This window comes from Burkholderia cepacia, assembly GCF_029962485.1.
Taxonomy (GTDB): domain Bacteria; phylum Pseudomonadota; class Gammaproteobacteria; order Burkholderiales; family Burkholderiaceae; genus Burkholderia.
In genome coordinates, this window is sequence record NZ_CP073638.1 from 1,707,941 (window position 1) to 1,733,986 (window position 26,046).

The following is a 26,046-nucleotide window of genomic DNA, read 5'->3' on the forward strand; positions in this document are numbered from 1 at the left end:
AATCCTAGCATGTCCGCTGGCGGTCAACCATCGGCATTGTTGCCGCACCGGTCAGGCGCTCGCCAGCGCCTTTCGTGTTGCCGTGTCGCGCTTCGGCGGCGTGTTGAACAGGCGCCCGTACTCGCGGCTGAACTGGGACGGGCTTTCGTACCCGACACGGAACCCGGCCTCCGCCGCCCCCAGCCCTTCGGCCAGCATCAGACGACGCGCTTCCTGCAAGCGGATCTGCGCACGAAAACGCAGCGGGCTCATGTGCGTCGCGACCTTGAATTGCGCGTGGAACGTCGACACGCTCATGTCCGCCAACGCGGCGAGCGCGTCGATCGCGAAGTCTTCGGTGTAGTGATGGCGGATGAACGCGATCGCCCGCTGAATCCGGTTGATGCGACCGGTCAGATACGCGACCTGACGCAACATGTCCGCATGCGGGCCACGCAACAGGCGATAGAGAATCTCGCGCTCGATCAGCGGCGCGAGCGCCGGGATGTCGTCCGGCGTGTCGAGCAGATGCAGCAGCCGCGTGGCCGCGTCGATCAGGTGCGGCGTCGCGGCTTCCACCGCGATCGCCGGTGACCCGCGCGCGTCGCCGCGCCCGGGCTTCGTCGAATCGTGCATCAGCATGTCGGCGAGCGCCTGACGATTCAGCGGCAACCGCACACTGAGATACGGCTGCGCCACGCTGGCCTCGATCACCGCCCCGATCACCGGCAAATCGAGGCCGACGATCAGGTAGTTCGAAGGATCGTACTGATACGCGCGGCCACCGACCACCGCGCGCTTCCGGCCCTGCGCGACGATGCAGCAGGAAGGCTCGTAAAGCGTATGCACGGGCTCCGTTTCAGCCGACGAGCGCAACAGGCCCAGACCCTTAATCGCCGTTTCCACGGCGCCGTCCGCCCGCGCATGGCGGGCGATCAGCGCCGCGAGATCATCGATTTTTTCCATGCGCCGAGTGTCGCATGCCGAATCGCGGCGCGTATCGCCTTCGCTGCATCTTCGGAGAATCGTGCAAGAAATACGGAGTCGCAGGATAACGGCCGCGCCCCCTTCCGCGCGATGCTGTCGACTCTTCACCCTGAACCGAGGAACGAACATGTCCAGCCACAACATCGAACAGAAAGTGATCCTGATCACCGGCGCGAGCAGCGGGATCGGCGAAGCCACGGCCCGCTATCTGGGCGAGCGCGGCGCGCGCCTGATGCTCGGCGCGCGTCGCACCGAGCGTCTTGCTGACCTCGCCGGCAACATTCGCGCCAAGGGCGGCACGGCGGCGTGGCGTGCGCTCGACGTCACGAAGCGCGACGACAACGACGCGTTCGTCGAAGCCGCGCTCGCCGAATATGGCCATATCGATGTCATCGTCAACAATGCGGGCGTGATGCCGCTGTCGCCGATGGCGTCGCTGAAGGTCGACGAATGGGACCGCATGATCGACGTCAACATCAAGGGCGTGCTGTACGGCATCGCGGCCGCATTGCCGGTGATGAATCGCCAGGGTTTCGGCCAGATCATCAACGTGTCGTCGATCGGCGGGTTGCGCGTCTCGCCGACGGCCGCCGTCTATTGCGCGACGAAGTATGCGGTGCGCGCGATTTCCGACGGCTTGCGGCAGGAGAACGACAAGCTGCGCGTCACGAGCATCTGCCCCGGTGTCGTGACGTCCGAGCTGGCCGACACGATCACGGACCCGGTCGCCGCCGAAGCGATGGCGCGGTACCGCAGCATCGCGCTCGAGCCGGAAGCGATCGCGGCAGCCATTGCGTATGCGATCGCGCAGCCCGCCGATGTCGACGTGAACGAGATCGTCGTGCGCCCGACGGCGACGATCACCGGTTAGCGGGTAACGGTGCACCGGCTGGATGTCGCTCGCGATACACTGTCCGCCCGACTACCGAAGCGAGACACTTCCGATGTTGATCCGCGTTGCGACACTGGCCGATGCAGCCCCGCTTGCCGACTTGAAGCGCGATACGTTTCGCGAAACCTTTCTGCAGGACGGCTTCGGCATCGACTACCCGCCGAACGATCTTGCCGCGTACGAGGCCCGCAGTTACTCGGTTGCAACGGTCAGCGAACAGCTCATCGACCCGCAGTGCCGTACGTGGGTCGCCGAAAGCGACGACGGCTCGCTGGTCGGCTATGCCCACGCGGGGCCGTGCAAGCTCCCGCACCCGGAAGTCGCGGAAGGGTCGGGCGAGATCCATCAGATCTACCTTCGACGCGGTACGCAGGGTACCGGCGCCGGACGTGCGTTGTTCGACGCCGCGCTGGATTATCTCGCCGACGAACGCCCCGGGCCGGTATGGCTGGGCGTGTGGTCCGGCAACGCGAAGGCCATCGCGTTCTACGAGAAGGCGGGCTTCAGGCAGGTCGGCACGTACGATTTCCAGGTCGGCGAATCGACCGACCTGGAATACATCTACCGTCGCTGACCTCCGCAACCGCATGACAACCGCGCCCCGCCGGCAAACGACGGGGCGCTTTGCGTTTACGGCTTGTCGCGTCTTGTCGGCCGTGCAGGCAATCGATGGTGACGTCAACGACGTATTTCCCTCGTTTCAGGCTGAGTGACACTATTTGAGGGTTCTCGGTAAAATACGCCGTCCCCGATTTTCCGGTATCTGCCCTGTCATGCATCGAATTGGATTCTTCGTTTGCCGCGGCTACGATGCGCTTGATCTTGGCGGGCCGCTGTCGGCCTTCAATCAGGTGGCCACGGCGGCCGGCCATTCGCCCTATGACCTTCATGTCATCTCGCAAGCCGGCGGCCCGATTCAGGGCAATACGGGTCTCTCGATCGAGACCAGGCCGGTCGGAAGGCGCACGTTCGACACCGTCGTGTTCGTGGGCGGCGATATCGAGCCGATGCAGACACCGGAAAATATCGCCGCGGCCAAAAAACTGACGGCCAGGACCTCGCGGGTAGCGAGCGTGTGCACGGGCGCGTTTCTGCTCGCGGAAACCGGCTCGCTGGACGGCTTGAGGGCAGCGACGCACTGGCGGTACGCCGCGCTGATGCAGTCGCGCTTCCCTCGCATCAAAGTCGACGGCGACAGTATCTATGTCGTGGATGGCCGCGTCTGGACGTCGGCGGGCATCGCCTCCGGCATCGACCTGGCGCTCGGCATCATCGAAACAGACATGGGTGCGGAGATTGCGCGCGCTGTCTCCCGGCTGCTGGTCGTTCCATATCGTCGGCCAGGCGGGCAGTCGCAATTCTCGGCGATGTCGCAGATGGAACCGGAGTCGGATCGCATCCGCATCGCGCTGAATTTTGCGCGGGAACATCTGGCGGAAGCGTTGCCTGTCGAACGACTCGCGGATGCCGCGCGATTGAGTTTGCGGCAGTTCGGGCGTGCCTTCCGGCGGGAAACCGGTGAAACACCTGCGAAGGCGGTCGAGCGCTTGCGCGTCGAAGCCGCGAGGCTGCGCCTGCAGGGTGGCAGCGAACCGATCGAACAGATTGCGCTGGCGGTGGGATTCACCGATCCGGAACGGATGCGGCGGGCCTTCATCAAACTGCATGGACACCCGCCGCAAGCGATTCGGCGCGAGAGCCGATCGAACGCGGCGCGCTGATCGACCGCCGGCCGATCAGCACGCGGTGCGGTCAACGTCCGTCTGGCGGGCTAGCAGCGCGTCGGTACGTGACGCGCCAATCGCCGGACGCTCAATGGCCGTCCGTCTTGACGGGCGCGTAATCGTTCCACATGTCGCGATGCAGCTTCCAGGCGCCACCCTGCTTCAGAAAGACGAGGATCTGCTTCGCGCGAATCTTGAGCTTTCCTTCGTGGTCGCGAACCTCCGCATCCGACACCTCCGTCACGACCCGGTCGTCACCGTAGAACTCGTCATTGCTGAACGACACGGTGCCAGGTTTCGATCCGGCATACCCGTTGGCGAAGTACGCCACGATCGCGCGGCGCCCCGTGACCTTGTCGCCGCCGAGCGGCAAGAGTGCACCGTCGTCGGTATAGAGGCGGCCGATCGCCTCATAGTCCCCTCGCGCAAAGGCATCGGCCCACCGCGCGTTTTCGGCCTTGATGGCCGCTTCGGGCGGGTGTTGCGAACCACCGGCGACAGCCGGCGCGGTGAATGCGAAGAAGGACACGCACGCTGCAAGCGCAGCAGTACACAAACGAATCTGTTGCATCGAGTGATTTCCGGTTTGGGCTTGAATTGAAGCGGTTGCCCGAATGAGCAGATGGCGCAGGCAGCGTCGCCCGCGGCGTTCGTCGAGGCCAGCGGATGGCCTCGCGCACATTGGCTGCAGGCGCTCAGCGAACGCCGGGGATTCGTGCGAGCCCCCTCGATGCGCCCGGCAGTTTCTTGTCGACCATCGCGATCACGTCCGGCCGTGCGTCCCTCGGATGACCGGAATGGAACGGCGGAGCGGGATCGTATTCGATCACGAGTTGCGTGAATTCGGCGGCCCGTTGGCCGCGCAACTTCGCGGCCACGCGCAGGGCGAAGTCAATGCCCGCCGTCACACCGCCACCGCTCATGAAGCGGCCGTCGTCGTCTTCGACGAAGCGCTCGGGAACGGGAATCGCGCCATACTCGGAAAGCTTGTTGACGAAGGCCCAGTGACAGGCGCTGCGCTTGCCCTTGAGCACGCCCGTTGCGGCAAGCACCAGCGATCCGTTGCACACCGACGTCACGTGTTTCGCGCCTTGTGCCAAACGCCGGATCTGCGCCTGATACGCCGGTCGCATCGGCACACTCAAATCGGATCCGCCGGGCACCAGAATCACGTCCGTCTTCTCGATATCGGCCAGCCGTTCGGTATTGCCGTACACGACGCCGAATTCGAGCGTCACGTTGCCGCCATTGAGGCTCGCGTAGCGAACGTTCGTATTCGGCAGCCGGTGGAAAATCTCGCTCGGCCCCGCGAAGTCGAGAAGCGTTCCGCCGTCGTAATTGACGATCAGGATATTGAGCGGATCGTTCGGGGCAAGTACGCCGTCACCGCCTGCCTGCGCGAGCGCAGGCGTGGCATGGCCGAGCAAGGCGCCGCCGCCCAGCACGGCGCCGAGCGTGGCGACGCTGCCCAGCTTGAGAACATCGCGCCGCGAACGACCGGCCCGGGTGAGTTGGGTGACGGAAGCGGCGCTATCGATACTGTCGGTCAAGATGATTTCTCCTTGCACTGCGGCCCCTGCCGCGAACGCATCCAGGCCGGGCCGGATTGAACAACCGCCACGACGAACGGCGAGGCGGACGTGAGATCAGGGTGTGGATGAGCCGCGATGACGTATCGGGCTCCGGAATCGCGAGCCGCCGGCTTAAAGCTGAGACGCACCGCCATCGACGACCAGTTCGGTGCCGACAACGTAGGAGGATTCGTCGCTGGCGAGATACAGTGCCGCGTTGGCAATATCCTCGGCCGTGCCCATGCGGCCGACCGGAATCGCTTCGGCGAACGCGGCCTTGCGGTCGCGAACCCATTCGTCGGGCATGCCCCATTTGGAAAGCAGCGGCGTGTCGATCGCACCGGGGGCGATCGCATTGAAGCGGATTTTCCGGTCGAGGAACTCGTAGGACCAGCTGCGGGCCAGCGATCGCACGGCGGCTTTCGCGGCCGCCGTCAACGAGATGCCATGCTTGCCGGTCTGCGCGACGAACGATGTATTCAGGATGACGGACGAACCTTCCCGCAAGTCCGGCAACACCGCCTGAAGCGTGAACACCACGCCCTTGACGTTGATGTCCATGATCTCGTTGTAGAGTGCGTCGTCGATGTCGTTGGCCGCGGACGGAAACGCCCAGCCAGCGTTGGCGAACACGATATCCAGGCCGCCGAACTTTTCTTTGACCTCGGCGGCAATCGCCCGCATGTCCTCGAGCGAACGGACATCGCCCTTGAGGACGATCGCATGCTCGCCAAGCTCGGCCTTCACGCGCTCGAATACGGCATCGTCGCGGCCGGTAACCGCTACGCGGGCTCCTTCCTCAATGAAGCGCTTTGCAGTGGCGAGACCGATGCCGCTGGTGCCACCCGTGATCAACGCTGTCTTGTTCCTGAGCCTCATCTTCGGTTCCTTTTCATGTCGTGATGGATCAGGCCGGAAGCTCGAAACGCCGTCGCGTTCGTGCGCTGTTCCCGGCCTGATCTTCGACTGAAGTATGGAACGTGAGGCAGATGGCGCAAAGGTCGTATAACCCTCGAAAAACGCCACTCCATTCAAACGGGCGCTGCGCCATCCACCGGCCGCGCCCTCGCGATGACTCAGTAGTGGCTACGCCCCCACAGCGTCTTCGGCTCGTCGAGCAGATGACGCAAGCCGCTGCGACGAATCATGGTTTCCGCGACTTCGTTCACGCGCTCGAGCACCTCGCCTTCATCGACCGACAGCACGCGACGGTCCTCCATCAGCACACGGCCGCCGACCATCGTCATGCACACGTCGGCCGCATTCGCGAAGCACGTCACGCGATACACCGGCATGTTCATCGGCATCATGTGCGGCCGGAACAGGTCGACGAGGATGATGTCGGCGAACTTGCCGGCTTCGAGCGACCCGACTTCGTGATCGATCGACAGCGCCTTCGCCGCATCGATCGTCACCATCTCCAGCACCTTGCCGTGCGGCAGCACGTCCGGGTCGCGGAAATGCCGGCGGTGGTAGTGCATGCACTGCCACATGTGGCGGAACATGTCGTAGCCGCGATCGGGCGCCGCACCGTCCGACGCGATCGCCACCGTCACGCCCGCATCGATCAGCTCGGGCACGGGGCAGCGCCCGATGATCGACATGATCGCGCTCGGGTTGTGGACGATCGCCGTACCCGTTTCCACGCATGCCGCGATGTCGTCGTCGGTCAGGTCGATGCTGTGCGACATGAACGACGTCGGCCCGAGCAGCCCGAGCTCGCGATGTGCGAACGCGAGCGTGCCGGCACGATGGCCGTCCTGCGTGAAGGTCAGCCCGCGCCCGCGCGCGAGTGCGCCGTAGCGTGCGGCCTGATCGCGGAAGTCTTGCTCGTACTGCGCAAGTTCCGGGTCGTGCTCGGGGCCGTACACGGGCAGCGTCAGCGCGATCCGGATGCGGCCGTCGGCATCGCCGTGGCATTCGTCGACGATGCGCTCGCACACGTCGTACATCGTGTCGAAATCGATGTCGCGCGTATCGCTGCCGTCCGGCGTGTGGCGCGTGTACGCGCGCGGCGCGGGCGGACGCGACGGGCCGACCGCGACGATCGAGCGCGTGCCGGTGCGCACGACCGCGTCGCAATGACGTCGCGCGTAGACGGGGTCGTCGACGCGCATGATCGAGTTGCCGCCGCCGAGCAGCGACACACCCGTCGTCACGCCGGCCTTCAGCCGCTCGAGCGCGGCGAGATGCGATTCGGTTTCCCAGAACGCCTCGTCCGATGCGCGCGTGTAAATCGTCTCGGCCGCGGCCGACCATGCATCGCCATCCGCGCCGCCGATCGTGCGCAGCATCGCGTGCCCCGCGTGCGCATGCGCATCGATCAGGCCGGGCAGCACGGCCTTGCGGCGCGCATCGATCGTGCGCGTCGCACGGTAGCGTGCCTGCAGTTCAGCGGTGCTGCCGACGGCGACGATGCGATCGCCCTCCACGGCAACCGCGCCGTTCTCGATCACGCGCCGCTGCGGGTCCATCGTGATCACGCAGCCGTTCACGATCAGCGTGTCGATCGCTTCGCGCTTGTCCTCGGTAGTCATGACGTGGTGTCCTGTTGTGGTTCGAATGGGTCGGGGCGCCGTCAAACGGCAAAGCCGCCGGGCGGCTGCCCGGCGGCCTGACCGCGAAACGGCGAAGCAACTGTCACGCGGAGCGCACCGGCGCCGCAACACGCGCCTTCAGCTTGCGCTGTCCCGCGCTGATCGCGATGAACACCACCGCGTTCACCGCGAGCGCGACGAGCCCGGGGTTGATCGACGTGAACGTGTTCGATGCGCCGGGGAACAGCGATGCGAGCGTCACGCCATAGTAGTTCGTCATCGCGATCACGATCGCGCCGGCGACGATGCCCGCGAATGCGCCTTCACGCGTGCCGAACGGCCGCTTCAAAAAGCTCGATGCGAGCATCGGCACGAGCTGCGTGAGCAGGCTCGACGAGAAGATCGCGAGCGTCACGAAGGTCGCACCGCCGCGCAGCACGAAGTAGACGACCACCAGCGTGAAGATCGGCAGCGCGATCCGCGCGACGCGCGTCACTTCGCGGTCGGTCGCGTTCGGCGCGAAGCCTTCGCGGTAGATGTTGCGCGCGATCGTCGTCGACGCGTTGAGCATGATCAGCGAGCCCGGCACCAGCGCAGTGAGCAGGCCCGTGCCGCCGACGATGCCGACGAACCACGCGGGGAAGGTCTGCTTCACGAGGCGCAGCAGCGCGAGATCGGTCTGCGCGCCTTCGAGCCCGTGCACGGTCATCACGGCCGCGAAGCCGACCAGGAACAGGAACGCGATCAGCACCTGGTACAGCGGCATCAGGATCACGTTGCGGCGCAGCGCGCGCTCGTCCTTCGCGACGTAGATCGCCGTGAAGCCGTGCGGATAGAGGTAGTAGCCGAGCGACGTGAGCAGGATCGTCGAGTTGTACCAGCTCAGGTTGAAGCCGTGCTCGGGCATGCGCAGCAGTTCGGGATGCGCGGCGTCGATCTTCGCGAACATCTCGCCGAGGCCGCCGTAGTAATGCATCGGCAGGTACAGGCCGAGGAAGATCGCGATCGCAAGGATCAGCACGTCCTTGAAAATCGCGATGCTCGCCGACCCGTGGATGCCCGACACGACCATGTACACGGCCATCAGCGTCGCCGCGATCCAGATCGCGGCCGACTGCGGAATCAGCCCGTACGACATCTCCGACACGATCACGCCGAGCCCGCGCAGCTGGATCATCAGCAGCGACACCATCGCGAACACCGCGACGATCGACACCAGCACGCCGATCGCGCGGCTGTCGTACTTCGACGCGAAGTAATCGGCGAACGACACGAGCCCGCGCTCCTTCGCGTAACGCCAGATCGCCGGCAGCATCCAGTAGCCGATCACGAACGCGAGGCAGCCGTACGACAGGATGTAGAACGCCGGCACGCCCTTGCTGTAGGTCCAGCCGCTCGCGCCGAGGAACGAGAACGTCGAGAACGCCTCGCCGGCCATCAGCAGGAACGTGAGCAGCGAGCCGAAGCCGCGCCCGCCGACCGCCCACTGTTCGAGCGTGAGCTTGCGGCCGCGGCGCGCCATCACGCCGATCGCCAGCGCGAATACGGCGAACGCCGCGATGATGATGATCGAAGCGTTCATCGCGCGTCTCCCGAACGGCCTGCGCGGGCCGCGTCGCGCTCGTCGAGATGAAACAGGATCGCGAGGATCACGGCGGTCGCCGCCATCCAGATCAGGTTCCAGACGAGCAGGAACGGCAGCCCGAACAGCAACGGAAGTGCCTCGGCGAGCGAGCCGCCTGCATACATCCCGACGAACGGCAGCGCCGCCAGCAACAGTTTGAATTTCATGTGAGTCTCCTCCGGAAGACGCGCAAACGCGTCAGGACATCAGAACTTCGTGCGGATGCCGGCCACCACCGCCACTTGCGACGTCGTCGACGACGGGCCGTTGGCGCCCTCGATCCACGCAGTGCCCACCGACGACGACGCCTTCTGGTAGAAGCCGTTCACGTACACGTCGGTACGCTTGGACAGCAGGTACTGCACGCCGGCCGACACCTGCTGGTAGTGGCCGCTATCGCCGCCGCGCGCGACCTTCGTATAGGTGTAGCCGCCGGCGGCCATCAGTGCGGGTGTGATCAGGTAGCGCAGGCTGCCTTCGTAGTTGTTGAAGCGCAGCGCGCCGCCCGTCGCCTGCCCGAAGTTCGAGCCCGTGTACAACAGGCCGAGCGTCGCCTGCCCGATCGCGTAGCTGCCGCCCGCGCCCCAGATCTGCTGGCGCACCGCGCTCGACAGGCCGGCGCCGAACACCGAGGCCGACGCGGGGAAGTAGTTGTCGGACGCGACGGCGCCCGTCGCGCTGCTCGCCGGGTGGTTCACGCGCGCATAGGCGGCGCCCGCGTTGAGCGGCCCGTTCACGTACGTGACGCCCGCGCTCCACGTGTTGTCGTTGGAGAAGCCCGTCGAGTTCGAGAACCCGTACATCAGGTTCGCCTGCAGGCCGGCGATCGTCGGCGAGATGTACTTGACCGCGTTGTTGGTGCGGAACGTGTTGTTGATGTCGTCGTTGTCGAACGGGTGCGTCGAGTACTGCGCGAGGAAGCTGCTCATCTGCAGCGAACCGAGGATGTCCTGCGTCGAGTTGTACTGGCGGCCGAGTGTCACCGCACCCCAGTTCGTGCCGCTCAGGCCGACCCACGCCGACCGCCCGAACATCCGGCCGCCCTGCCCGAGCGCGCCGTTCGCGACGTTGAAGCCGTTCTCGAGCTTGAAGTTCGCCTTCAGGCCGCCGCCGAGATCCTCGGAGCCGATCAAGCCCCAGCGCGGGCCCGACTCGTTGCCGCCCGTGAACTGCCACAGCGAATGGCCCGTCGTGTTGTTCGTATAGGTCACGCCTGCATCGACGATCCCGTACAGCGTCACCGTCGACTGCGCGTGCGCGGCGCCGGCGAACAGCATTGCGATCGCCGCGCCCAATGCGGCGCCCGTCTTCCCACCCTTCAATCGCACCATCTCCATCATCTCCTCTCCAAACCTGCTCATCGATGTCGTGTTTTATTGATCCTGCCCATACGCGCCGGTCGGCTTGTCTAGACAGTGGCTGGATGGTATCCAGCCGTAACGGCATCAAGAAATGAAATGTTCAACTGGGCGGCAGTTGAAAATCGAATGGGAGGCAATGAAGGGAAAATGAGCGGGGGTCACGCGACCCCGCAAGGGAAACGAAAGCACGCAGGCCGGCTGGACGCGGCGCGCTTTGCTCAGACGTGAATGGCTTGCGTAAGCAAGCTGACTAAACGGCGACGCGCGACGCGGCTATACGGTTTTCCCTGATAGCCGACGTACCGCGCGCCCTTCGGAGGGCGTGTTACCGCAGCTTCTCCGCGACCGCGCGCGCCACCACGCTCAGCGCATCGCCGCGTTCGAGCGCCGCGCGCGGCCGTGTCGCCTGGCCCTGCGCATCGAGCGCACGCGGCGCGAAGTCCGGCGACGACGAGAACTTGACGATCGTCAGCGCGGTCTTCGGATCGACGAGGATCGACTGGCCGAACCGCCCGGCCGCGGCGAACGAGCCGTCACCGTCGTTCACCTGATACCAGTAGTCGCGATACGCATAGCCGTCCTTGCCGGGAATCACGTTGCCCTGCGCGAACAGCGCCGCGTTGTGCGCCGGCTGCAACGCAGCGCGAACCGTCGCGGCCGGCAGCGTGCCACGCGCGCCGCCGAGCCCCGTGCGCACGCGCTCCGCGAAGCGCGCGGCGTCGCGCAGCGTCGTGTACAGCCCGCCGCTGGCCATCGCCATCGCATTGCGGTCGACCGCGACGTACGCATCGTCTTCCGCGAAATCGCGCCACAGCCAATGCTCGACCAGCGCGCTCCACGACTGTCCCGTCGCGCGCTGCATCGCCCACGCGACGGCTTCCGGCGAACCGTTCTGATAAAACCATGCGCTGCCGGGCGCCACATCCGGCACGCGCCGCACGGTTAGCAGGAAGTCAGCGATGCTGGCCGGTGCGCCTTCGCGGCGCGGCACCAGCCCGACCGCGCCGAACAGGCCGATATCGGGCGGAATGCCCGGCGTATAGGCAGTCGGCACTTCCATGTCGAGGTTCTGCTGCAGCGTCGCGCTGCCGAACGGCGTGTCGGCGAGTTCCGGCACCGTGCGCGACAGCGGCGCGCCTGCGTCGAGCACGCCCGATTCGATCATCTGTGCTGCCAGCAGCCCCGTCACCGATTTCGTCATCGACGCCCAGGCATGCGTCTGGTCGGGCCGGAAGCCGTCGAAATAGCGTTCGTAGACGATCCGGCCGCGCTGCAGCACGATGAAGCCGTCGGTATGCGTCGCGCGCAAATACGCGTCGAGCGTCAGCGTCTCGCCGCCGATCGTCACGGGCAGCGCGTCGAGGCCAGGCGCCGGCTGCTCGGGGAGCGGCATCGGCGCGGCCGCGTGCCGGATGCCGGCCGTCGGCGCGAGCAAGCGCGTGTTGCTCAACGCCCAGCGCAGGCTGGCCGGCGTGAACACGTTTTTCTTGTTGACGATCTGGTCTGGCGGCGGCGGGAAGCCCTGCATCATGCCCGCCGGCGTCGCGCCGTCGGCCGCGGTGGCGGGTGCGGCGGTCGCGGCGAGCGCGAGCCCGCCGGCCAGCATCAAGGTGCCGGCGAGCCGGCGGGGACGCCGGTCAGCCGTAAAGCGTCGATGGATTCGCATCGAATGAGTGCCTCGTCGTTAAAAGAGAATGGGCGGCACGCCCGGACATTACGGCTGCTGGCCGTCGATACGCAACAGGTTCGACACCGACGTCACGCCGTCGACGCCCCGCGCGACCGTCGCCGCGAGATTCACCTGGGTCGTATCCATGACCGAGCCGGACAGCGTCACGCTCCCGTCGCGCACGCGCACGAGGATGCGCGTCACGTTCAGGTTTTTCGTACGGGCCAGCGCCGTGCTGACGCGACGCTTCAACTTGCGGTCGGCTGCCTTGCGTTGCGCCGGCGACAGGCTGGCCGATGCCGGCGTTTGCGCCGATTCCCGCGCAACCGGGGCCGCCGATGACGGAACCGCCGCGCTCGCGGCGTCGGGTTGCGCGCAGGCCGTGATGCTCCAGCATGCTGCCGTCAGCAGCGCCGCGACAAGTCGGAATGAAGTACGCATGATCGTGTCACGCTCCTTGAAAGCCATTGAAAAGAACACCTCAGAACTGCGTCATCAGCCCGATCGACACGCCGGTCGTCGCACTTGCCCCGCGCCGCAGGTTCAATGCCGCGATCGTCGCCGGGTCACGCATGTACGCGCCGGTCATCCCGTTGCGATCGACTTCGACATACAGCTCGGTGCGCTTCGACAGGAAGTACTCGGCGATCGCGTAGGTCGTCAGCTTGTGGCCGTCCGCACCCGATACGTTGCCGAGATTGCGCGCACGGTCGTAGAACGCAGCCGCGCTCAGCTGCACCGACGGCAGCGGCTGCACGACGACGCCGAACGACGGGATGTCGTCGCGCCGCGACGGTGCGCCGGCCTTGTTCGCGCGCACGTTCAGCGACGCATAGCTCAGGTAGAAACGCGCGCGGCCGAGCTGCAGCGTGCCGCCCGCCTGGATCGTCTGCGCGGATTGCGAGCCGTCCGGGCTGTACGTCTTCGCATACGACACGCCGCCCATCAGGTCCGAATACGTGTACATCGCGGCCGTCGAATAGCTGGTACCCGCGTGCACGCTGCCCGCGACGCCGCCGGGCGAATAGTTCGCGCCGAAGCGCAGGCCGCCCACCTGTCCGAGATACTTGATCGTGTTGTTGAAGCGCGAATCGAGCGTGAAGAAGTTGCCGTCGAACAGCACGCCCGGCTCGACCGCGAGCGACTGCCCGCGCCCGCCGAGCGGATCGAGCGCGATGCCGAGATCCTCCGCGACGTTGAACTGGCGGCCGAACGTCACGCGGCCGAAATCGCCCGTGAGGCCGACATACGCGGCCTGCGAGAACAGCGTGCCGGACGTCTTCAGCGCACCGGTGCCGCTGCTGAATGCGCCGTCGAGCACGAACAGCGCCTTCACCCCGTTGCCGAGATCCTCCCGGCCGCGAATGCCGAACTCGTTGCCCGCGATGATGTTGTTGTTGAAGCCGACCTGGCTGCCGCCCGGCAGCCCGTTGACCCAGCGCACGCCGCCGCCGATCCGGCCGAACAGCGTCACGCTCGACTGCGCGTGCGCACTCCCGCACAGCGCGCCGACCAGCGCCGCTGCAAGCATCTTCTTCATGTCTCCTCCTGCCGCGTCGTTGCGCGGCGTATCGTGGTGCTGCTACCGTCGAAAGGCGCCGCCGCCCGGCAAGCGGGCCGCACGCCGAAAGCGATGTGATGCCATGTGATGCGATACGCGGCGCTAGCGGCCGCACGCGCCAGCTGGCGACGCGACGTGTTCCGCGTCACCGGCGAGGCGCCGCAGCGAGCGTTGCGGATCGAGGCACCAGGCGCCGAGCACGCCGCATGCGATCAGCACGACGCCGCACACGATGCTCGCCTGCTCGAAGCCATGCGCGACCGACGCGCCGGCCCCCTCGATCAGCATCCCGGTAATGACCGGCGCGCCGAGGCCCGCGAGCGATGCGAAGCCGTTGCTGAGCGCGAGCACGCCGCCGCGCTGCGCATCCGGCGTCACTTCGGCAAGCATCGCGGGGCCGATCGAGTACATCGTCAGCGTCAGCCCGCTGCCGAGCGTCAGCAGCACGAGCTTCGCCGCGCGCGGCATCTCCGGCACCGGCAGCAGGGCCAGCATCGCGCCGGCGATCGCGAGCGTGACCGCGATGAACGTGCCGCGCCCGTGCCGCGACGGCATCCCGCGCGCGAGCAGGGTTTGCGACAGCCATGCCAGTGCGAGGCTGAGCGGCGACGTGACCGCGACGAACAATGCGAACATCCGGCCGGCCTCGTGCGGCCCGAAGCCGAGCCCGAGCTGCAGGTAGGTCGGCATCCACGTGAGCGTCATCGCGAGAATCCAGTTCGCCGCGAAATGGCCGAGGAAGTTGCCGAGCACCGTGCGGTCGGTCAGCAGCCGCCCGTACGGCACGCGGTCGCCGCCGGCCGTGCGTGGCGCCCGCGACAGCGTGCCCTCCTCGCCGGCCACGGCCCACGCGATGCACCACACCATCCCAAGCAGCGCCAGTACCGCGAAATTCGCGCGCCAGCCCCAGTGCGTCGTGATGATCGGGATCGAGAGCCCCGCGATCAGCAGGCCGAGCGCGCTGCCCTGGTGCAGCAGCGCAACGGGGAGGTTGCGCCGCGTATCGGGAAACCACTTGTAGATCGCGTGCGTCGCGACCGGCGACGCGGGCCCTTCGCCGATGCCGAGCAGCACGCGGCACGCGATGACGACCCAGATCGAGCTCGCGGCGAGCATCGGCAATTGCAGCAGCGCCCACGCGGCCGCCATCGCGAACAGCAGCCATTTCGCGGGCCAGCGGTTCGCGGCGATGCCGCCCGCGACGGCCGCGACCGCGAACAGCCAGTTGAGGCTGCCGCCGATCACGCCGAACTGCGTCGGGCTCAGATGCAGGTCGCGCATCATCGGCACCGACACGAGGCCGAGCACGACCTTGTCGAGAAAATTCACCAGCATCATCAGCGCGAGCATCGTCGCGATGGACCACGCCCGTCCGGGGCGGTATTGCGCGCCATTCGTCATGGCTGTCTCCTGTTTCGTTATCGTCGGCGGCCGGGTGCGTCGCGCTACCCGCCGCCGTGCTCGCCGGGCGCCGGCACACGGTCATCGCCGTCCGGCAAGCCGAGCGAGAACTTCACCGGGAAGCGCACCGCGAGCGTGTGGTCTGCCGCCACCTCGCGCGCGACACCACGTGCACGCACGTGCGGATCGTCGAACACCTCGCCGGCCACCGGCACGCGCGACACGGGCAAACCGAGCGCGCCGAGCACGTGCATCCAGTCGTCCAGCGTGCGGGTTGCGAACGTGGTACGCAGCAGCGCGCCGAGTGCGTGCCGATGCTGCTGCCGGCCTGCCCGCCGGGCGTAGCGCGGGTCGCGCAACGCCGGATACGCGTCGCCGATCGCATCGGCGAACGCGGTCCAGAACTTGTCCTCGAACGTCGCGAGGACGATGTACCGCCCGTCGGCGGTTTCGAACAGGTCGTTGTCGGGCATCACCCAGCGTGCGGTGTCGGGCGTATCGCGGCCCGTGCGCAGTGCCCACGCGGCCGGTGCGGTCCACGCGAACATCGCGTCGTGGATCGACACGTCCAGATGCTGGCCGACCCCGTTCGCGCGTGCGCTCATCACGGCAACGGCGAGCGCGAGCGCCGCATGCATGGCGGCCGCATGATCGGCCAGCCGCACGCGCGGCCGCGCGACGGCGTCATGCAGTTGCGCGGGCACCGACCAGTAACCGGCGTCGGCAAGAAAGTTCAGGTCGTGGCCGGGGCGGTTCGCATACGGGCCTTCCTGCCCGTAGCCGGTGATCGAACACAGCACGATGCGCGGGTTCACGCCGGCCAGCGCGGCGTAATCGAGCCCGAGCCGCGCCATCACGCCCGGCCGGTTGCCTTCGACCACCGCATCGGCATCGCGCACGAGATCGAGAAAGCGCGCGCGGCCGTCGGGCGTTTTCAGGTCGAGCACGATCGAGCGCTTGCCGCGGTTGAACTGCGCGAACGTATCCGCGCCGAACTGCCGCAGCGCGTCGCCGCCCGGCGGCTCGACCTTGATCACGTCGGCGCCGAGCTGGCGCAGCAGCGCGCACGCATGCGGCCCGGGCAGCAACTGGCCGGCATCGATGATCCGCACGCCGCGCAGGCACGACCAGGCGGGCGCGTGGTCGTCGCCTGCCGGCCACGGGTCGTGCAGGTCGGCGGCATGTTCCGTGTCGTCGCGCGCCGTCATGCTTCGCGCCCCGCGCCGGCCGGTTCGAGAATCGCTTTCGCGATCGCGTTGCGCTGGATCTCGCTCGTGCCGGTCAGGATGCGGAACATCCGCAGCTTGCGGAACGTCTGCTCGACCGGGTGGCCGCGCGTCACGCCGACGTTGCCGTGGATCTGAACAGCCTTGTCCGCCACTTCGAAGCAGCGCTCCGACACATACAGCTTGCATGCCGATGCCGTCATCCGCAGGTCGGCTCCCGCGTCGGCCAGCGCGGCCGTGTGCGCGATCATGCTTTCGCACGCCCACAGCGCGGCGGCCATGTCGGCGAGCATGTGCTGGATCGCCTGGAAGCGCGCGATCGGCCCGCCGAACTGCCGGCGCGTGCGCGCATGATCGAGCGACGCGCGATACGCGGACATCGCGAGGCCAAGCATCGTCGGGCAATGCAGCAGCCGGTTCACGTTGATGCGCGACATGCCGAGCTTGAAGCCGTTGCCGACCCCGCCGAACACGTTCTCGCGCGGCACGCGCACGTCGACGAAGCGGATGTCCGCGTCGATGTGCTGGCCGGACATCGGCACGTACTCGTGCTCCACGCTCACGCCCGGCAGGTCGAGATCGACGAGCACGGCCGTGATCTGCGGCGGCGTCGCGGTCGCATCGGTCACGCACATCACGATCGCGAAATCGGCGAACGGCGCGCCGCTGATGTAATGCTTCGTGCCGTTGATGACGAGCGAATCGCCATCCTCGACCGCCGTCGTGCGGATGCTCATCGCGTCCGAGCCCGAGTGCGGCTCGGTCAGCGCGAAGCAGGTCGATTTCTCGCCGCGCATCACCGGCTTGAAATAGCGTTCGAGCTGCGCGGGCGTCGCGTACTTCAGCATGTTGCCGATGCGCGGCGGGCCGCCGAGTTCGCCGAGCACGTGCGGCGCGAGCGCCGCGCCGCATGCGGCGAGGTCGGCCTTCAGCGCGCAGACCTCGGCGATCGACAGCCCCTGGCCGCCGATCTCGACGGGCAGGCTCGCGGTGTAGAAGCCGAGCGCGGCCGAACGTTGCCACACGCGACGCAGCACGTCGCGCGGCCAGACGTCTTCCGAGTCGAGCCGCAGCTCGCGCTCGATCGGGCGCAGTTCGTCGTCGACGAAGCGCAGCACGGCCGCGCGCAGCGCGACGAATTCGGGGCGTTGCAGATGATCGAACATGGCGGGCTCCTTCAGTTGACGCGGCGCGTGACACCGCGCCAGTACGGCTCGCGCACGAGCTTGCGGGCGATCTTGCCGCTCGCGTTCTTCGGCAGCTCCGCGACGAAATCGATGGAGCGCGGCGCCTTGTAGTCGGCGAGCCGCTCGCGGCAGTGCGCAACAAGATCGGTCGCCTGCGCGCTGCGGCCCGAACGCAGCACGACGACGGCCTTCACGGCCTCGCCCCACTTGTCGTCGGGCACGCCGACGACGCACGCCTCGAGCACGTCGTCATGCCGGTACAGCGCCGCTTCGACTTCGGTCGGATACACGTTGAAGCCGCCCGAAATGATCATGTCGTGCTTGCGGTCGACCAGGTAGATGAAGCCTTCGCGGTCGGTGCGCGCGAGGTCGCCCGTGTACAGCCAGCCGTCGACCAGCACCTCGCGCGTCAGCTCCGGCGCGTTCCAGTAGCCCTGGAACACGTCCGCGCCACGAATCACGATCTCGCCGATCGCATCGCCTTCGACTTCGCGCCCGTCGGCGCCGACCACCCGCACCTCGGTCTCGCCGAGCGGCCGGCCGCACGACGCGAGCTGCTCGCGGTCGTACAGCAGCGCATGCGCGTGATCGGCGATGCCAAGCCGCGTGACGCCCGACGTCGATTCGCTCGCGCCATAGCCCTGCGACAGCACGGGGCCGATGCGCGCCCACGCTTCCTCGATACGCGCCGGCGCCATCGGCGCCGCGCCGTAGCCGAGCACCTTCAGGCTGCGCAGGTCGGCCTGTGCCAGCTCGGGCACGTTCAGCAGCATGTTGACCATCGCCGGCACCATGAACGTGTGCGTGATGCGCTGGCGCGCGACTTCGGCGAGGAAATGCGCGGGCTCGAACGCGTCGAACAGCACGAGCGTCGCGCCGCAGAACAGGTACGGCTGCATCAGCATCCCCGACGCATGCGTGATCGGCCCGATCAGCGCGAGCCGGTCGCCGGGCTGCGCGGGGCGATCCATTCCGAGCACGATCTTGCGCAGCGACGCGAGCCGGTTGCCATAGCTCTGCATCGCGGCCTTGATGCGCCCGGTCGAGCCGGACGAGAAGTGCAGCACCGCGAGATCGTCGGCCGCCGGCGTGTAGTCGGGCGGCGTATCGCCGCCCTTCGCGAGCAGCGTTTCATAGTCGAGATAGCCGGCGACCGCGCCGCCGAGCGACACGAACCGCTCGACCGCCCCGAAGCCCGGCGAATCGGGCGTGTAGTCCGTATAGCCGCGCCCGCCGATGAACGCGACGGGCGTGCAGTTGCCGACGACGTCGGCAGCCTCGGCCGCCGTGAAGCGCGGGTTCAGCGCGGCCTTCACGAGACCAGCCTTGTACAGCGCGCATTCGATCTCGACGAGCTCGATGCAGTTGCGCGACTGCACGGCGATGCGCTCGCCGCGCGCGAAGCCGAGGCCGCGCAGCGCGTTCGCGAGTCGAGTCGAACGCTCGTCGAGCTGACGGTAAGTGACGGCGCGGTCGCGGTGGATCACGGCGGGCTGGCTGCCCCAGTAGCGGGCAGCGCGCCGCAGGAAGTAGGCGAAGCTCAAAACGAATCTCCTGGTCGAACAGTGCCGCCAGTCTGTAAGATGCCGAGGCATCACCACAATGCATCACCAGATATAAAGTCATAACCAATAGGAATCCCATCGATGGATACGCGCGATCTGGAGTACCTGCTGGCCGTGGAGCGGCACGGCAGCATCGGCAAGGCGGCCGAGGCGCTGGGGTTGTCGCAGCCCGCGCTGACCAAGGCCGTGCAGCGGCTGGAGGCGCAGGTCGGCGTGACGCTGTTCGAGCGCACCGCGAACGGGATGACGCCGACGCCGGCCGGCGCGCGCTTCGTCGCCCGCGCGCAGCGGATCGCGCTCGAATTCGACGATGCGATGCAGGAGATGCGCGCGATCCGCGGCGGCGAACAGGGCATCGTGCGGATCGGCTACTCGCCGACCGTGCCCAACGCGTTCGTGCTCGGCGCGTGCCGGCAGCTGATCCGCGAACGGCCGGCCGCGCGGCTGCGGCTGCGCTGCCGGCTCGCGCGCGAACTGCTCGACCTGCTCGCGGCCGGCGAACTCGACCTCGTGATCGCGCCCGAACCGCAGCAACCGGACGCCGCACTCGACACCATCGCGTTGCTCGACGACCGCCTGACGGTGCTGGCCGACGCCGCCCACCCGCTGCAGCGCAAGCGCGCGCTCACGCTCGCGGATCTCGCCGACCAGGAATGGCTGCTGCCGGAAACCACGATCCCGGTGCGACACCGGATCGACGACGCGTTCCGCGCGCGCGGGCTGCCGGCGCCGCGCCTGCGCATCGAGATGGATTTCGGCAACACGTCGCTGTTGCAGCTGCTGCACGGCACATCGCTGCTGTGCGTCGGCGGCGCCGATGCGCTCGACCAGGTGGCCGGACTGCGTGCGCTCGACCTGAAGGCCGGCGAGCTCGAACTGGACCGCCGCATCGGCGCGATGCACCGCGCGGGCGCGTACGTGCCGCCGCTGGCGCAGCGGATGATCGCGCTGCTGCAGGAGAACGTCGCGTAGCGGCACGCGGACCATCATTTGCGGGAGTGATGACCCTCCCCTTTTTCTGCGGATTTGACCGGGGGCACGGTGCCGACAACACTAGCCCGCAGTGCTGCACAAGACGGCACGCGCCCGCCTCCCCCCTTCAGAGTCCGCCATGTACCCGACCGACACCGTGCAATCCCCGAGCGCCGCCCGGCCGCTCGCCGACCGGCAACTGCGCCGGATCGTCATCGCCTCCGTCGCCGGCAACGCGATGGAGTGGTACGACTTTTTCGTGTACGGCACGGCCGCGGCGCTCGTGTTCGGTCACGTATTCTTTCCGCCCGGCGCATCGCCGCTCGCCGGCAGCCTCGCCGCGTTCGCGGCGTTCGCGCTCGGTTTCGTCGCGCGGCCGCTCGGCGGGATCGTGTTCGGCCACGTCGGCGATCGCTACGGTCGCAAGGCGTCGCTCGTGTGGACGCTGCTGATCATGGGCGCGTCGACCTTCGCGATCGGCCTGCTGCCGACCTATGCGCAGGTCGGCCTGTGGGCGCCGGCGGCGCTCGTCGTGCTGCGGCTGCTGCAAGGCGTCGCGTCCGGAGGCGAATGGGGCGGCGGCGTGCTGATGATCAGCGAAAACGCGCCGCCCGAGCAGCGCGGCTACTACGCGGCGTGGAGCCAGCTCGGCGTGGGCGGCGGCTTCGTGCTGTCGTCGGCCGCGTTTCTCGCCGCGCAGGCGCTGCCGGACGACATGTTCCGCACGTGGGGCTGGCGGCTGCCGTTCCTCGCGAGCATCGCCATCTTCGCGATCGGCATCTACATCCGCCGCCATCTGCCGGAAAGCCGTGACTTCGAGCAGGCCGGCAAGCGCGGCGCGCACACGCATCTGCCGATCGTCGAGTGCATCCGCCGTCATCCGAAGGAAATCCTGCTCGCGATGGGGCTGCGCGTGGCCGAGAACGGCGGCGCATACATCTTCCTCGCGTTCTCGCTCGTCTACGGCAAATACGTCGGCATCCCGAACGGCGTGATGCTGACCGGCGTGATGATCGCGATGATCGTCGAGATGGGTGCGATGCTTGCGTGGGGCCGGCTGTCCGACCGGATCGGCCGCAAGCCCGTGTACCTGATCGGCGCGCTGAGCCTCGTCGCGTGCGCGTTCCCGTTCTTCTGGCTGCTCGACACGCGCGTGACGCCGCTCGTCTGGCTCGCGTTGACGATCGGCACGGCCGTGAGCCACGGCGCGATGATCGGCACGCTGCCCGCGCTCGTCGGCGAGCTGTTCAGCACCGAGGTGCGTTACTCGGGCGTCGCGCTCGGGCATGAAGTCGCGTCGATCTTCGCGGGCGGGATGTCGCCGCTGATTGCAACCGCGCTGCTCGCGCGCTATCACGCGTCGTGGCCCGTCTCGCTGTTTCTCGTCGCGCTCGGCCTCGTGACCGTCGCAACATTGTGCGTGATGCGCGAGACGCGCACCACGCACGCCGACGGTTCGCGCGGCGACGCCGCATGACCGCGCGACGGTCAGCGCCCGGCGTCGCGCCGCGCGCTGTCGAACGCCGGCGCCAGCCCCAGGTGATCGAGCAGCCGCGCGAATTCGCCGAGCCGCTGCCGCATGTACGCGGGCACGTCGACCTCCGCATAGTCGTGGAAGCCGGCGCCCGTACGCACGCCGTCGCGCCCGGCTTCCATGTTCCGCACGACGCTCGCGGCCGGTGCGAAGCGCGGGCCGATCTCGCCGGCCAGGTACGTCGACGCGTAGTACAGGATGTCGCAGCCGCCCCAGTCGATGAATTCAAGCAGCCCGAGCACCGCGAAGCGCGGCCCGAAACCCGTGCGGATCGCCGTGTCGATGTCCTCGGCGCTTGCCACGCCTTCCTCGACCATCCGCGCGGCTTCGTTCATCGCGAGCGCCTGGATGCGCGGCACGATATAGCCGGGCGCCGGCCCGCAAATCACCGGCTTCTTGCCGACGCGTTCGAGCAGTGCGGCAAGCATGTCGACGACGGCTTGATCGGTCGCGTCGCTGCGGCTGATCTCGACGAGCGGCATCAGCAGCGCGGGATTCAGCCAGTGCGCGTTCAGCATCCGCCCCGGGTGCGCAACATGGCGCTGCAACTCGGTGACGACGAACGTCGACGTGGTCGACGCGATCGTGGCATGGGTATCGACGTGTTCGCCGAGCCAGCGCAGTGCGTCGGCCTTCGCGTCCAGCACTTCGGGCAGCGCTTCGAACACGATATCGGCGTGGCGCACCGCGTCCGCCACGCCGTCACGCGAGACGAGCACGATGCGCGCGACGACGGCATCGGCCTGAGCGGCATCGATGCGGCCGAGCGCGACCTGCGCGTGCAGCGGCCGCACGATCTCGTCGCGCGTGCGCGCTTCGAATGCCTGCCAGCCGGCCGCATCGCGCCGCTTGAAGTCGACCAGCGTCACGTCGAGCCCCGCGAACGCGAACACGAGTGCGATCCCCTGCCCCATGCGTCCCGCGCCGAGCACGTGAATGCGCGTCACATCGGCGGCCGCCTTCATGCCGTGTACCCCACGTCGAGCAGCGCGCGCAGCGCGTCCTTCGACAATGCGGCAAGCCCGAGCCGCTCCAGCGTGCGGCCTTCCGCGTACAGGTCGCGCACCGCGACCGCGCTCGCGATGCTCAGCAGCCCCTGCGCGACCGGCGTCGGCACACCGGCCCAGCGCCCGCACGACACGACGAACGACAGCCCGAGCCGGGTGTCTTCGAGCATGTAGCGATGCGTGCGCAGATCGATCTTCTCGCGCCAGTCGCCGCTATCGGTCAGCTTGCCGTGCGCGCCGCGCCCGTACATCCATTCGTCGCCCTCGGTCGCGTAGTGATCGGCGAGCGGGAAATGCGGCGCGTGGTAACCGAGCGCTTCGCGCACCGCGATGCGTTCGGCGTCGAGCGCGTTCGTCACGCGGCGGATCGACGGCTGCGTGCCTTCGTTGTGGATGTCCCACGCATCGAAGTGTTCGAGCGGCCCGGCATTCATCAGGATCAGCGGCGGATGAATTACGGGGCCCGCGTTCATCAGCGCGCCGGACAATGCGTCCTCGACCGGCTCGACCGACGGATAGCCGGCGCGCAACACGTCGAACGCCCAGCCGGCCGCATTCGCCGGAAACACGCCGGTCGGCAGGCGTGTCGCGTATGCGCTGATCACGACATCGTTGTCGCCATGCTTGCGCACAAGATACGGCAGCGTGCCCGTTTCGGCGAATGCGACGCGCGAACGGTTGCCGGCATCGGCCGCCGCACGCGCGAACACGAAGCTGCCGAACGTGCCGGGCGGCAGGAAGACGACCTGACCGTCCTCCAGCAGCGGGGCGACCTGCGCGGCGAGCGCGTCGTGCGACGTGGACGGCAGCGGCACCACGACGAGCTGCGTGCCGCGCAGCGCGGCCGCCAGATCGTCCGTCAGGCGGATCGCGCCGGGCGCATCGCCAAGCGGCACCGTCCGCTTGCCGCGATAGTCGGTCACGTTCAGCACACCAAGCTCGCGCAGCCGCGCGTGCGGCTCGCGGTCACGCCGCCACCACGTCACGTCGTGGCCTTTCTCGAGCAGGTCGATCGCCGCCGCATGGCAGCCGTGGCCGCCGCCCAGAACACATGCCTTCATCGTTTTCTCCCGGTGATTGAGTGCTTCCGAGACTACGCGGCCGACTTCGCCGCGTCGCTTCAAAACGCGCAACGACACACCCATTCGCGCAACGCAATCGCGGCGACGCGCATGCCGCCACGCCCCTGCATCCGTTACGAGGTCTATCGATGGACATCGCCCTTTCCCGCCATGCGCCGAACCGGCTCGGCACGCTGCAGGCGCCCGACGAAGTCGAGCGCGCGGTCGCGCACCGGCTCGGGCCGCACCGGATGGCCGCGTACGGCCGCGATCCGTTTCATGCGGAGCTGTATGAAGTGCCGCTGCATCACGGCGCACTGCTCGAACTCTGCTACGGCCGCGAAACGCGTATCGATTTCGGCGACGACGCCGATCACTTCCTGTTCAGGCTCACGCTCGCCGGCACGTGCGAGCTGCAGGCCGGCAGCATCGCCGCACGCGCGGGGCCCGGCGAGCTGACAGTGTCGTCGCCCGCGCTCGCCAGCCGCCTGCGCACGAGCCCCGATTGCCGCAACCTCGTGCTGCGCCTCGAACGCGGCGCACTCGAACGCAAGCTGCAGGACCTGCTGCAGGCAACGCTCACACGGCCGCTGCAATTCGAACTCGCAAGCGGCGGCACGGGCGCCGCGCTCGTACTGCCGACCTTCGAATACCTGTGCCGGCTCGGCGTGCAGCCGGGCATCGGCACCGCGTCGCCCGTGTTCGGCGCGGACCTCACCGCGTGGCTGATGTCGCTGCTGCTCACGCACCTGCCGCACTCGTACAGCGACACGCTCGCGCGCGGCACGCCGCCGTTGCCGGCGCATGTGCGCCGCGCATGCAACCACGTCGACGCGCATCTCGGCGAATCGCTCTCGCTGGCCGCCCTGGCGGCCGTCGCGGGTGTCGCCCCGCGCACGCTGCAGCACGCGTTCCGCACGTTCCTGCACACCACGCCGGCCGCGTACGTTCGCGAGCGCCGGCTTGCGGCCGTGCACGCGGCGCTGCAACGTGGCGACGCACGCAGCGTGACCGACGTGTTGATCGCGCACGGCATCCATGGCTTCGGCCATTTCGCGAAGGCGTATGCGCGGCGTTACGGCCACGCGCCTTCCGTCACCGCGAGGCAACCACGATGACGCACCCCGCTCCCGGCCGCCCGGCGACGCCGGCCCGCCCCGACCCTTCCGCTCACGATGCCGACTCGCTCGACGGCCTGCGCGTGCAGGATCTCGATCTCAACTTGCTGAAGACGTTTCGCGCGGTCTACGAGGAGCGGCACGTCGGCCGCGCGGCGCTGCGGCTCGGCGTCACACAGCCGTCGGTCAGCTATGCGCTCGGCCGGTTGCGGCTGATGTTCCGCGACGCGCTGTTCGTGCGTACCGGCACCGGCGTCGAGCCGACGCCGCGCGCACAGCGGCTCGCGATCTCGGTCGACAAGGCGCTCGCGATCCTGCAGGACGTGCTCGACGAAGGGTCGCGCTTCACGCCCGACAGCACGCAGCGCGTGTTCCGCCTGCACATGAGCGATTTCGCGGCGAGCGCATTCCTGCCGACGCTGCTCGCCGCGTTCGACCGGCGCGCGCCGGGTGCGGTGATCGAGACGTTGCACGTCGACGAATGCCAACTCAACGTCGCGCTCGAATCGGGGCGCATCGATTTCGCGCTCGGGCATTTCGCCGATGCGTCGAGCCACTTCCAGCGCACCGCGCTGCTGCACGAGCGCTGCGTGCTGCTGATGCCGCGCCGCACCGCGCAGCGCGTCGGGTTGCCCGACGATTTCGTGCTCGACGGTACGGCGCCCGACGCGCTGCGCTTCGTCGCGGTCACGTCGCATCCGCAGTCGATGCAACTGCTCGAGCGGCACGCGCTGATGCCGCGCGTGCGCGCGGCACTGCCCGATTTCATGGTGGTGCCCGCGCTGCTGCAGGACGGCGACTACGCGCTGATCCTGCCGGAGACGATCGCGATCACGTTCGCCGCGCGACAGCCGTGCGTGCTGTACGAGATTGCGGGCGCCGGCGAATGGGCCGTCAATGCATACTGGCACCGGCGCTTCGACGCGGACCCTGGCCATCGCTGGCTGCGCGCGTTGCTGCTCGAACTGTTCAATATCGGGCAGCAGGCGCCGTTCGACACATGGCTCGCGCCGCAGCCGCCCGCCTGCGCGTAGCGGCGCACGCGGGCCCGCGCACGGACGCGTGCCCGC

General features: G+C 67.9%; 24 protein-coding genes. 7 read left to right on the forward strand and 17 right to left on the reverse strand.

Annotation, left to right across the window (positions count from 1 at the left end; all coding sequences use genetic code 11):
• Positions 1 to 51: 51 nt before the first annotated feature.
• Complete coding sequence (locus KEC55_RS23975) at positions 52 to 1,110, reverse strand: AraC family transcriptional regulator (RefSeq protein WP_282507630.1); 1,059 nt, start codon at positions 1,108 to 1,110, stop codon at positions 52 to 54.
• On the opposite strand from KEC55_RS23975, the gene KEC55_RS23980 reads away from it, so the two are divergent.
• The 3 genes from KEC55_RS23980 (at position 1,094) to KEC55_RS23990 (ending at position 3,579) form a co-directional block, all read left to right on the forward strand.
• Positions 1,094 to 1,837 carry an SDR family oxidoreductase gene (locus tag KEC55_RS23980; RefSeq protein ID WP_176046211.1) on the forward strand — a complete coding sequence of 248 codons (744 nt, stop codon included), beginning with the start codon at positions 1,094 to 1,096 and terminating at the stop codon, positions 1,835 to 1,837. The two genes, KEC55_RS23975 and KEC55_RS23980, sit on opposite strands and share 17 nt — an antisense overlap.
• 73 nt (positions 1,838 to 1,910) lie before the next feature.
• Positions 1,911 to 2,432 (forward strand): GNAT family N-acetyltransferase, encoded by a 522-nt coding sequence (locus tag KEC55_RS23985; RefSeq protein WP_282507631.1) that lies wholly within the window; start codon positions 1,911 to 1,913, stop codon positions 2,430 to 2,432.
• Between the two features lie 199 nt (positions 2,433 to 2,631).
• On the forward strand, positions 2,632 to 3,579 hold the full coding sequence (locus KEC55_RS23990; protein ID WP_282507632.1) for a GlxA family transcriptional regulator: 948 nt from the start codon (positions 2,632 to 2,634) through the stop codon (positions 3,577 to 3,579).
• A gap of 91 nt (positions 3,580 to 3,670) precedes the next feature.
• On the opposite strand, the gene KEC55_RS23995 is transcribed toward KEC55_RS23990, so the two are convergent.
• From KEC55_RS23995 to KEC55_RS24060, 14 genes are all read right to left on the reverse strand, one after another.
• A complete protein-coding gene (locus KEC55_RS23995) occupies positions 3,671 to 4,153 on the reverse strand; it encodes a YybH family protein (protein ID WP_282507633.1) in 483 nt (160 codons plus the stop codon).
• Between the two features lie 124 nt (positions 4,154 to 4,277).
• Entirely contained in the window at positions 4,278 to 5,132 is an 855-nt protein-coding gene (locus KEC55_RS24000) for a DJ-1/PfpI family protein (protein ID WP_282507634.1), read from the reverse strand.
• Positions 5,133 to 5,285: 153 nt separating this feature from the next.
• A complete protein-coding gene (locus KEC55_RS24005) occupies positions 5,286 to 6,032 on the reverse strand; it encodes a glucose 1-dehydrogenase (protein ID WP_282507635.1) in 747 nt (248 codons plus the stop codon).
• Positions 6,033 to 6,229: 197 nt separating this feature from the next.
• Positions 6,230 to 7,690 (reverse strand): amidohydrolase family protein, encoded by a 1,461-nt coding sequence (locus KEC55_RS24010; RefSeq protein WP_282507636.1) that lies wholly within the window; start codon positions 7,688 to 7,690, stop codon positions 6,230 to 6,232.
• A 103-nt stretch (positions 7,691 to 7,793) separates the two neighbouring features.
• Positions 7,794 to 9,272 carry a sodium:solute symporter family protein gene (locus tag KEC55_RS24015; RefSeq protein WP_282507637.1) on the reverse strand — a complete coding sequence of 493 codons (1,479 nt, stop codon included), beginning with the start codon at positions 9,270 to 9,272 and terminating at the stop codon, positions 7,794 to 7,796.
• Positions 9,269 to 9,481 (reverse strand): DUF3311 domain-containing protein, encoded by a 213-nt coding sequence (locus KEC55_RS24020; protein ID WP_282507638.1) that lies wholly within the window; start codon positions 9,479 to 9,481, stop codon positions 9,269 to 9,271. Before KEC55_RS24020 ends, KEC55_RS24015 begins: the two co-directional genes overlap by 4 nt.
• 39 nt (positions 9,482 to 9,520) lie before the next feature.
• Positions 9,521 to 10,645 carry a porin gene (locus KEC55_RS24025; RefSeq protein WP_415877940.1) on the reverse strand — a complete coding sequence of 375 codons (1,125 nt, stop codon included), beginning with the start codon at positions 10,643 to 10,645 and terminating at the stop codon, positions 9,521 to 9,523.
• A gap of 355 nt (positions 10,646 to 11,000) precedes the next feature.
• Positions 11,001 to 12,341 carry a serine hydrolase domain-containing protein gene (locus KEC55_RS24030; protein ID WP_282507639.1) on the reverse strand — a complete coding sequence of 447 codons (1,341 nt, stop codon included), beginning with the start codon at positions 12,339 to 12,341 and terminating at the stop codon, positions 11,001 to 11,003.
• A gap of 48 nt (positions 12,342 to 12,389) precedes the next feature.
• A complete protein-coding gene (locus tag KEC55_RS24035; RefSeq protein WP_282507640.1) occupies positions 12,390 to 12,785 on the reverse strand; it encodes a BON domain-containing protein in 396 nt (131 codons plus the stop codon).
• A 40-nt stretch (positions 12,786 to 12,825) separates the two neighbouring features.
• Complete coding sequence (locus tag KEC55_RS24040) at positions 12,826 to 13,884, reverse strand: porin (protein ID WP_282507641.1); 1,059 nt, start codon at positions 13,882 to 13,884, stop codon at positions 12,826 to 12,828.
• A gap of 123 nt (positions 13,885 to 14,007) precedes the next feature.
• The gene (locus KEC55_RS24045) at positions 14,008 to 15,306 is read right to left on the reverse strand and encodes an MFS transporter (protein ID WP_282507642.1); all 1,299 of its coding nucleotides are present in this window, start codon (positions 15,304 to 15,306) and stop codon (positions 14,008 to 14,010) included.
• Positions 15,307 to 15,350: 44 nt separating this feature from the next.
• Positions 15,351 to 16,514, reverse strand: coding sequence for a CaiB/BaiF CoA transferase family protein (locus KEC55_RS24050; protein ID WP_282507643.1), 1,164 nt, complete (start codon positions 16,512 to 16,514; stop codon positions 15,351 to 15,353).
• Entirely contained in the window at positions 16,511 to 17,698 is a 1,188-nt protein-coding gene (locus KEC55_RS24055; RefSeq protein WP_282507644.1) for an acyl-CoA dehydrogenase family protein, read from the reverse strand. Before KEC55_RS24055 ends, KEC55_RS24050 begins: the two co-directional genes overlap by 4 nt.
• An 11-nt stretch (positions 17,699 to 17,709) precedes the next feature.
• Positions 17,710 to 19,263: an AMP-binding protein gene (locus tag KEC55_RS24060; RefSeq protein ID WP_282507645.1), complete on the reverse strand. Its 1,554-nt coding sequence runs from the start codon at positions 19,261 to 19,263 to the stop codon at positions 17,710 to 17,712.
• 102 nt (positions 19,264 to 19,365) lie between these two features.
• On the opposite strand from KEC55_RS24060, the gene KEC55_RS24065 reads away from it, so the two are divergent.
• Positions 19,366 to 20,256 carry a LysR family transcriptional regulator gene (locus KEC55_RS24065; protein WP_282507646.1) on the forward strand — a complete coding sequence of 297 codons (891 nt, stop codon included), beginning with the start codon at positions 19,366 to 19,368 and terminating at the stop codon, positions 20,254 to 20,256.
• Between the two features lie 139 nt (positions 20,257 to 20,395).
• Positions 20,396 to 21,733, forward strand: a complete 1,338-nt coding sequence (locus KEC55_RS24070) for an MFS transporter (protein WP_282507647.1) — start codon at positions 20,396 to 20,398, stop codon at positions 21,731 to 21,733.
• An 11-nt stretch (positions 21,734 to 21,744) separates the two neighbouring features.
• Here KEC55_RS24070 and KEC55_RS24075 read toward each other — a convergent pair whose 3' ends face one another.
• Positions 21,745 to 22,755, reverse strand: coding sequence for a 3-hydroxybutyryl-CoA dehydrogenase (locus KEC55_RS24075; protein WP_282507648.1), 1,011 nt, complete (start codon positions 22,753 to 22,755; stop codon positions 21,745 to 21,747).
• Positions 22,752 to 23,858 (reverse strand): NAD/NADP-dependent octopine/nopaline dehydrogenase family protein, encoded by a 1,107-nt coding sequence (locus KEC55_RS24080; RefSeq protein WP_282507649.1) that lies wholly within the window; start codon positions 23,856 to 23,858, stop codon positions 22,752 to 22,754. The genes KEC55_RS24075 and KEC55_RS24080 overlap by 4 nt, the downstream gene beginning before the upstream one ends.
• 149 nt (positions 23,859 to 24,007) lie before the next feature.
• Between KEC55_RS24080 and KEC55_RS24085 the strand changes: the two genes are divergently transcribed.
• Both KEC55_RS24085 and KEC55_RS24090 read left to right on the forward strand, forming a co-directional pair.
• Positions 24,008 to 24,976, forward strand: coding sequence for an AraC family transcriptional regulator (locus KEC55_RS24085; RefSeq protein ID WP_282507650.1), 969 nt, complete (start codon positions 24,008 to 24,010; stop codon positions 24,974 to 24,976).
• Entirely contained in the window at positions 24,973 to 26,010 is a 1,038-nt protein-coding gene (locus KEC55_RS24090) for a LysR family transcriptional regulator (protein WP_282507651.1), read from the forward strand. Before KEC55_RS24085 ends, KEC55_RS24090 begins: the two co-directional genes overlap by 4 nt.
• Positions 26,011 to 26,046 lie beyond the last annotated feature (36 nt).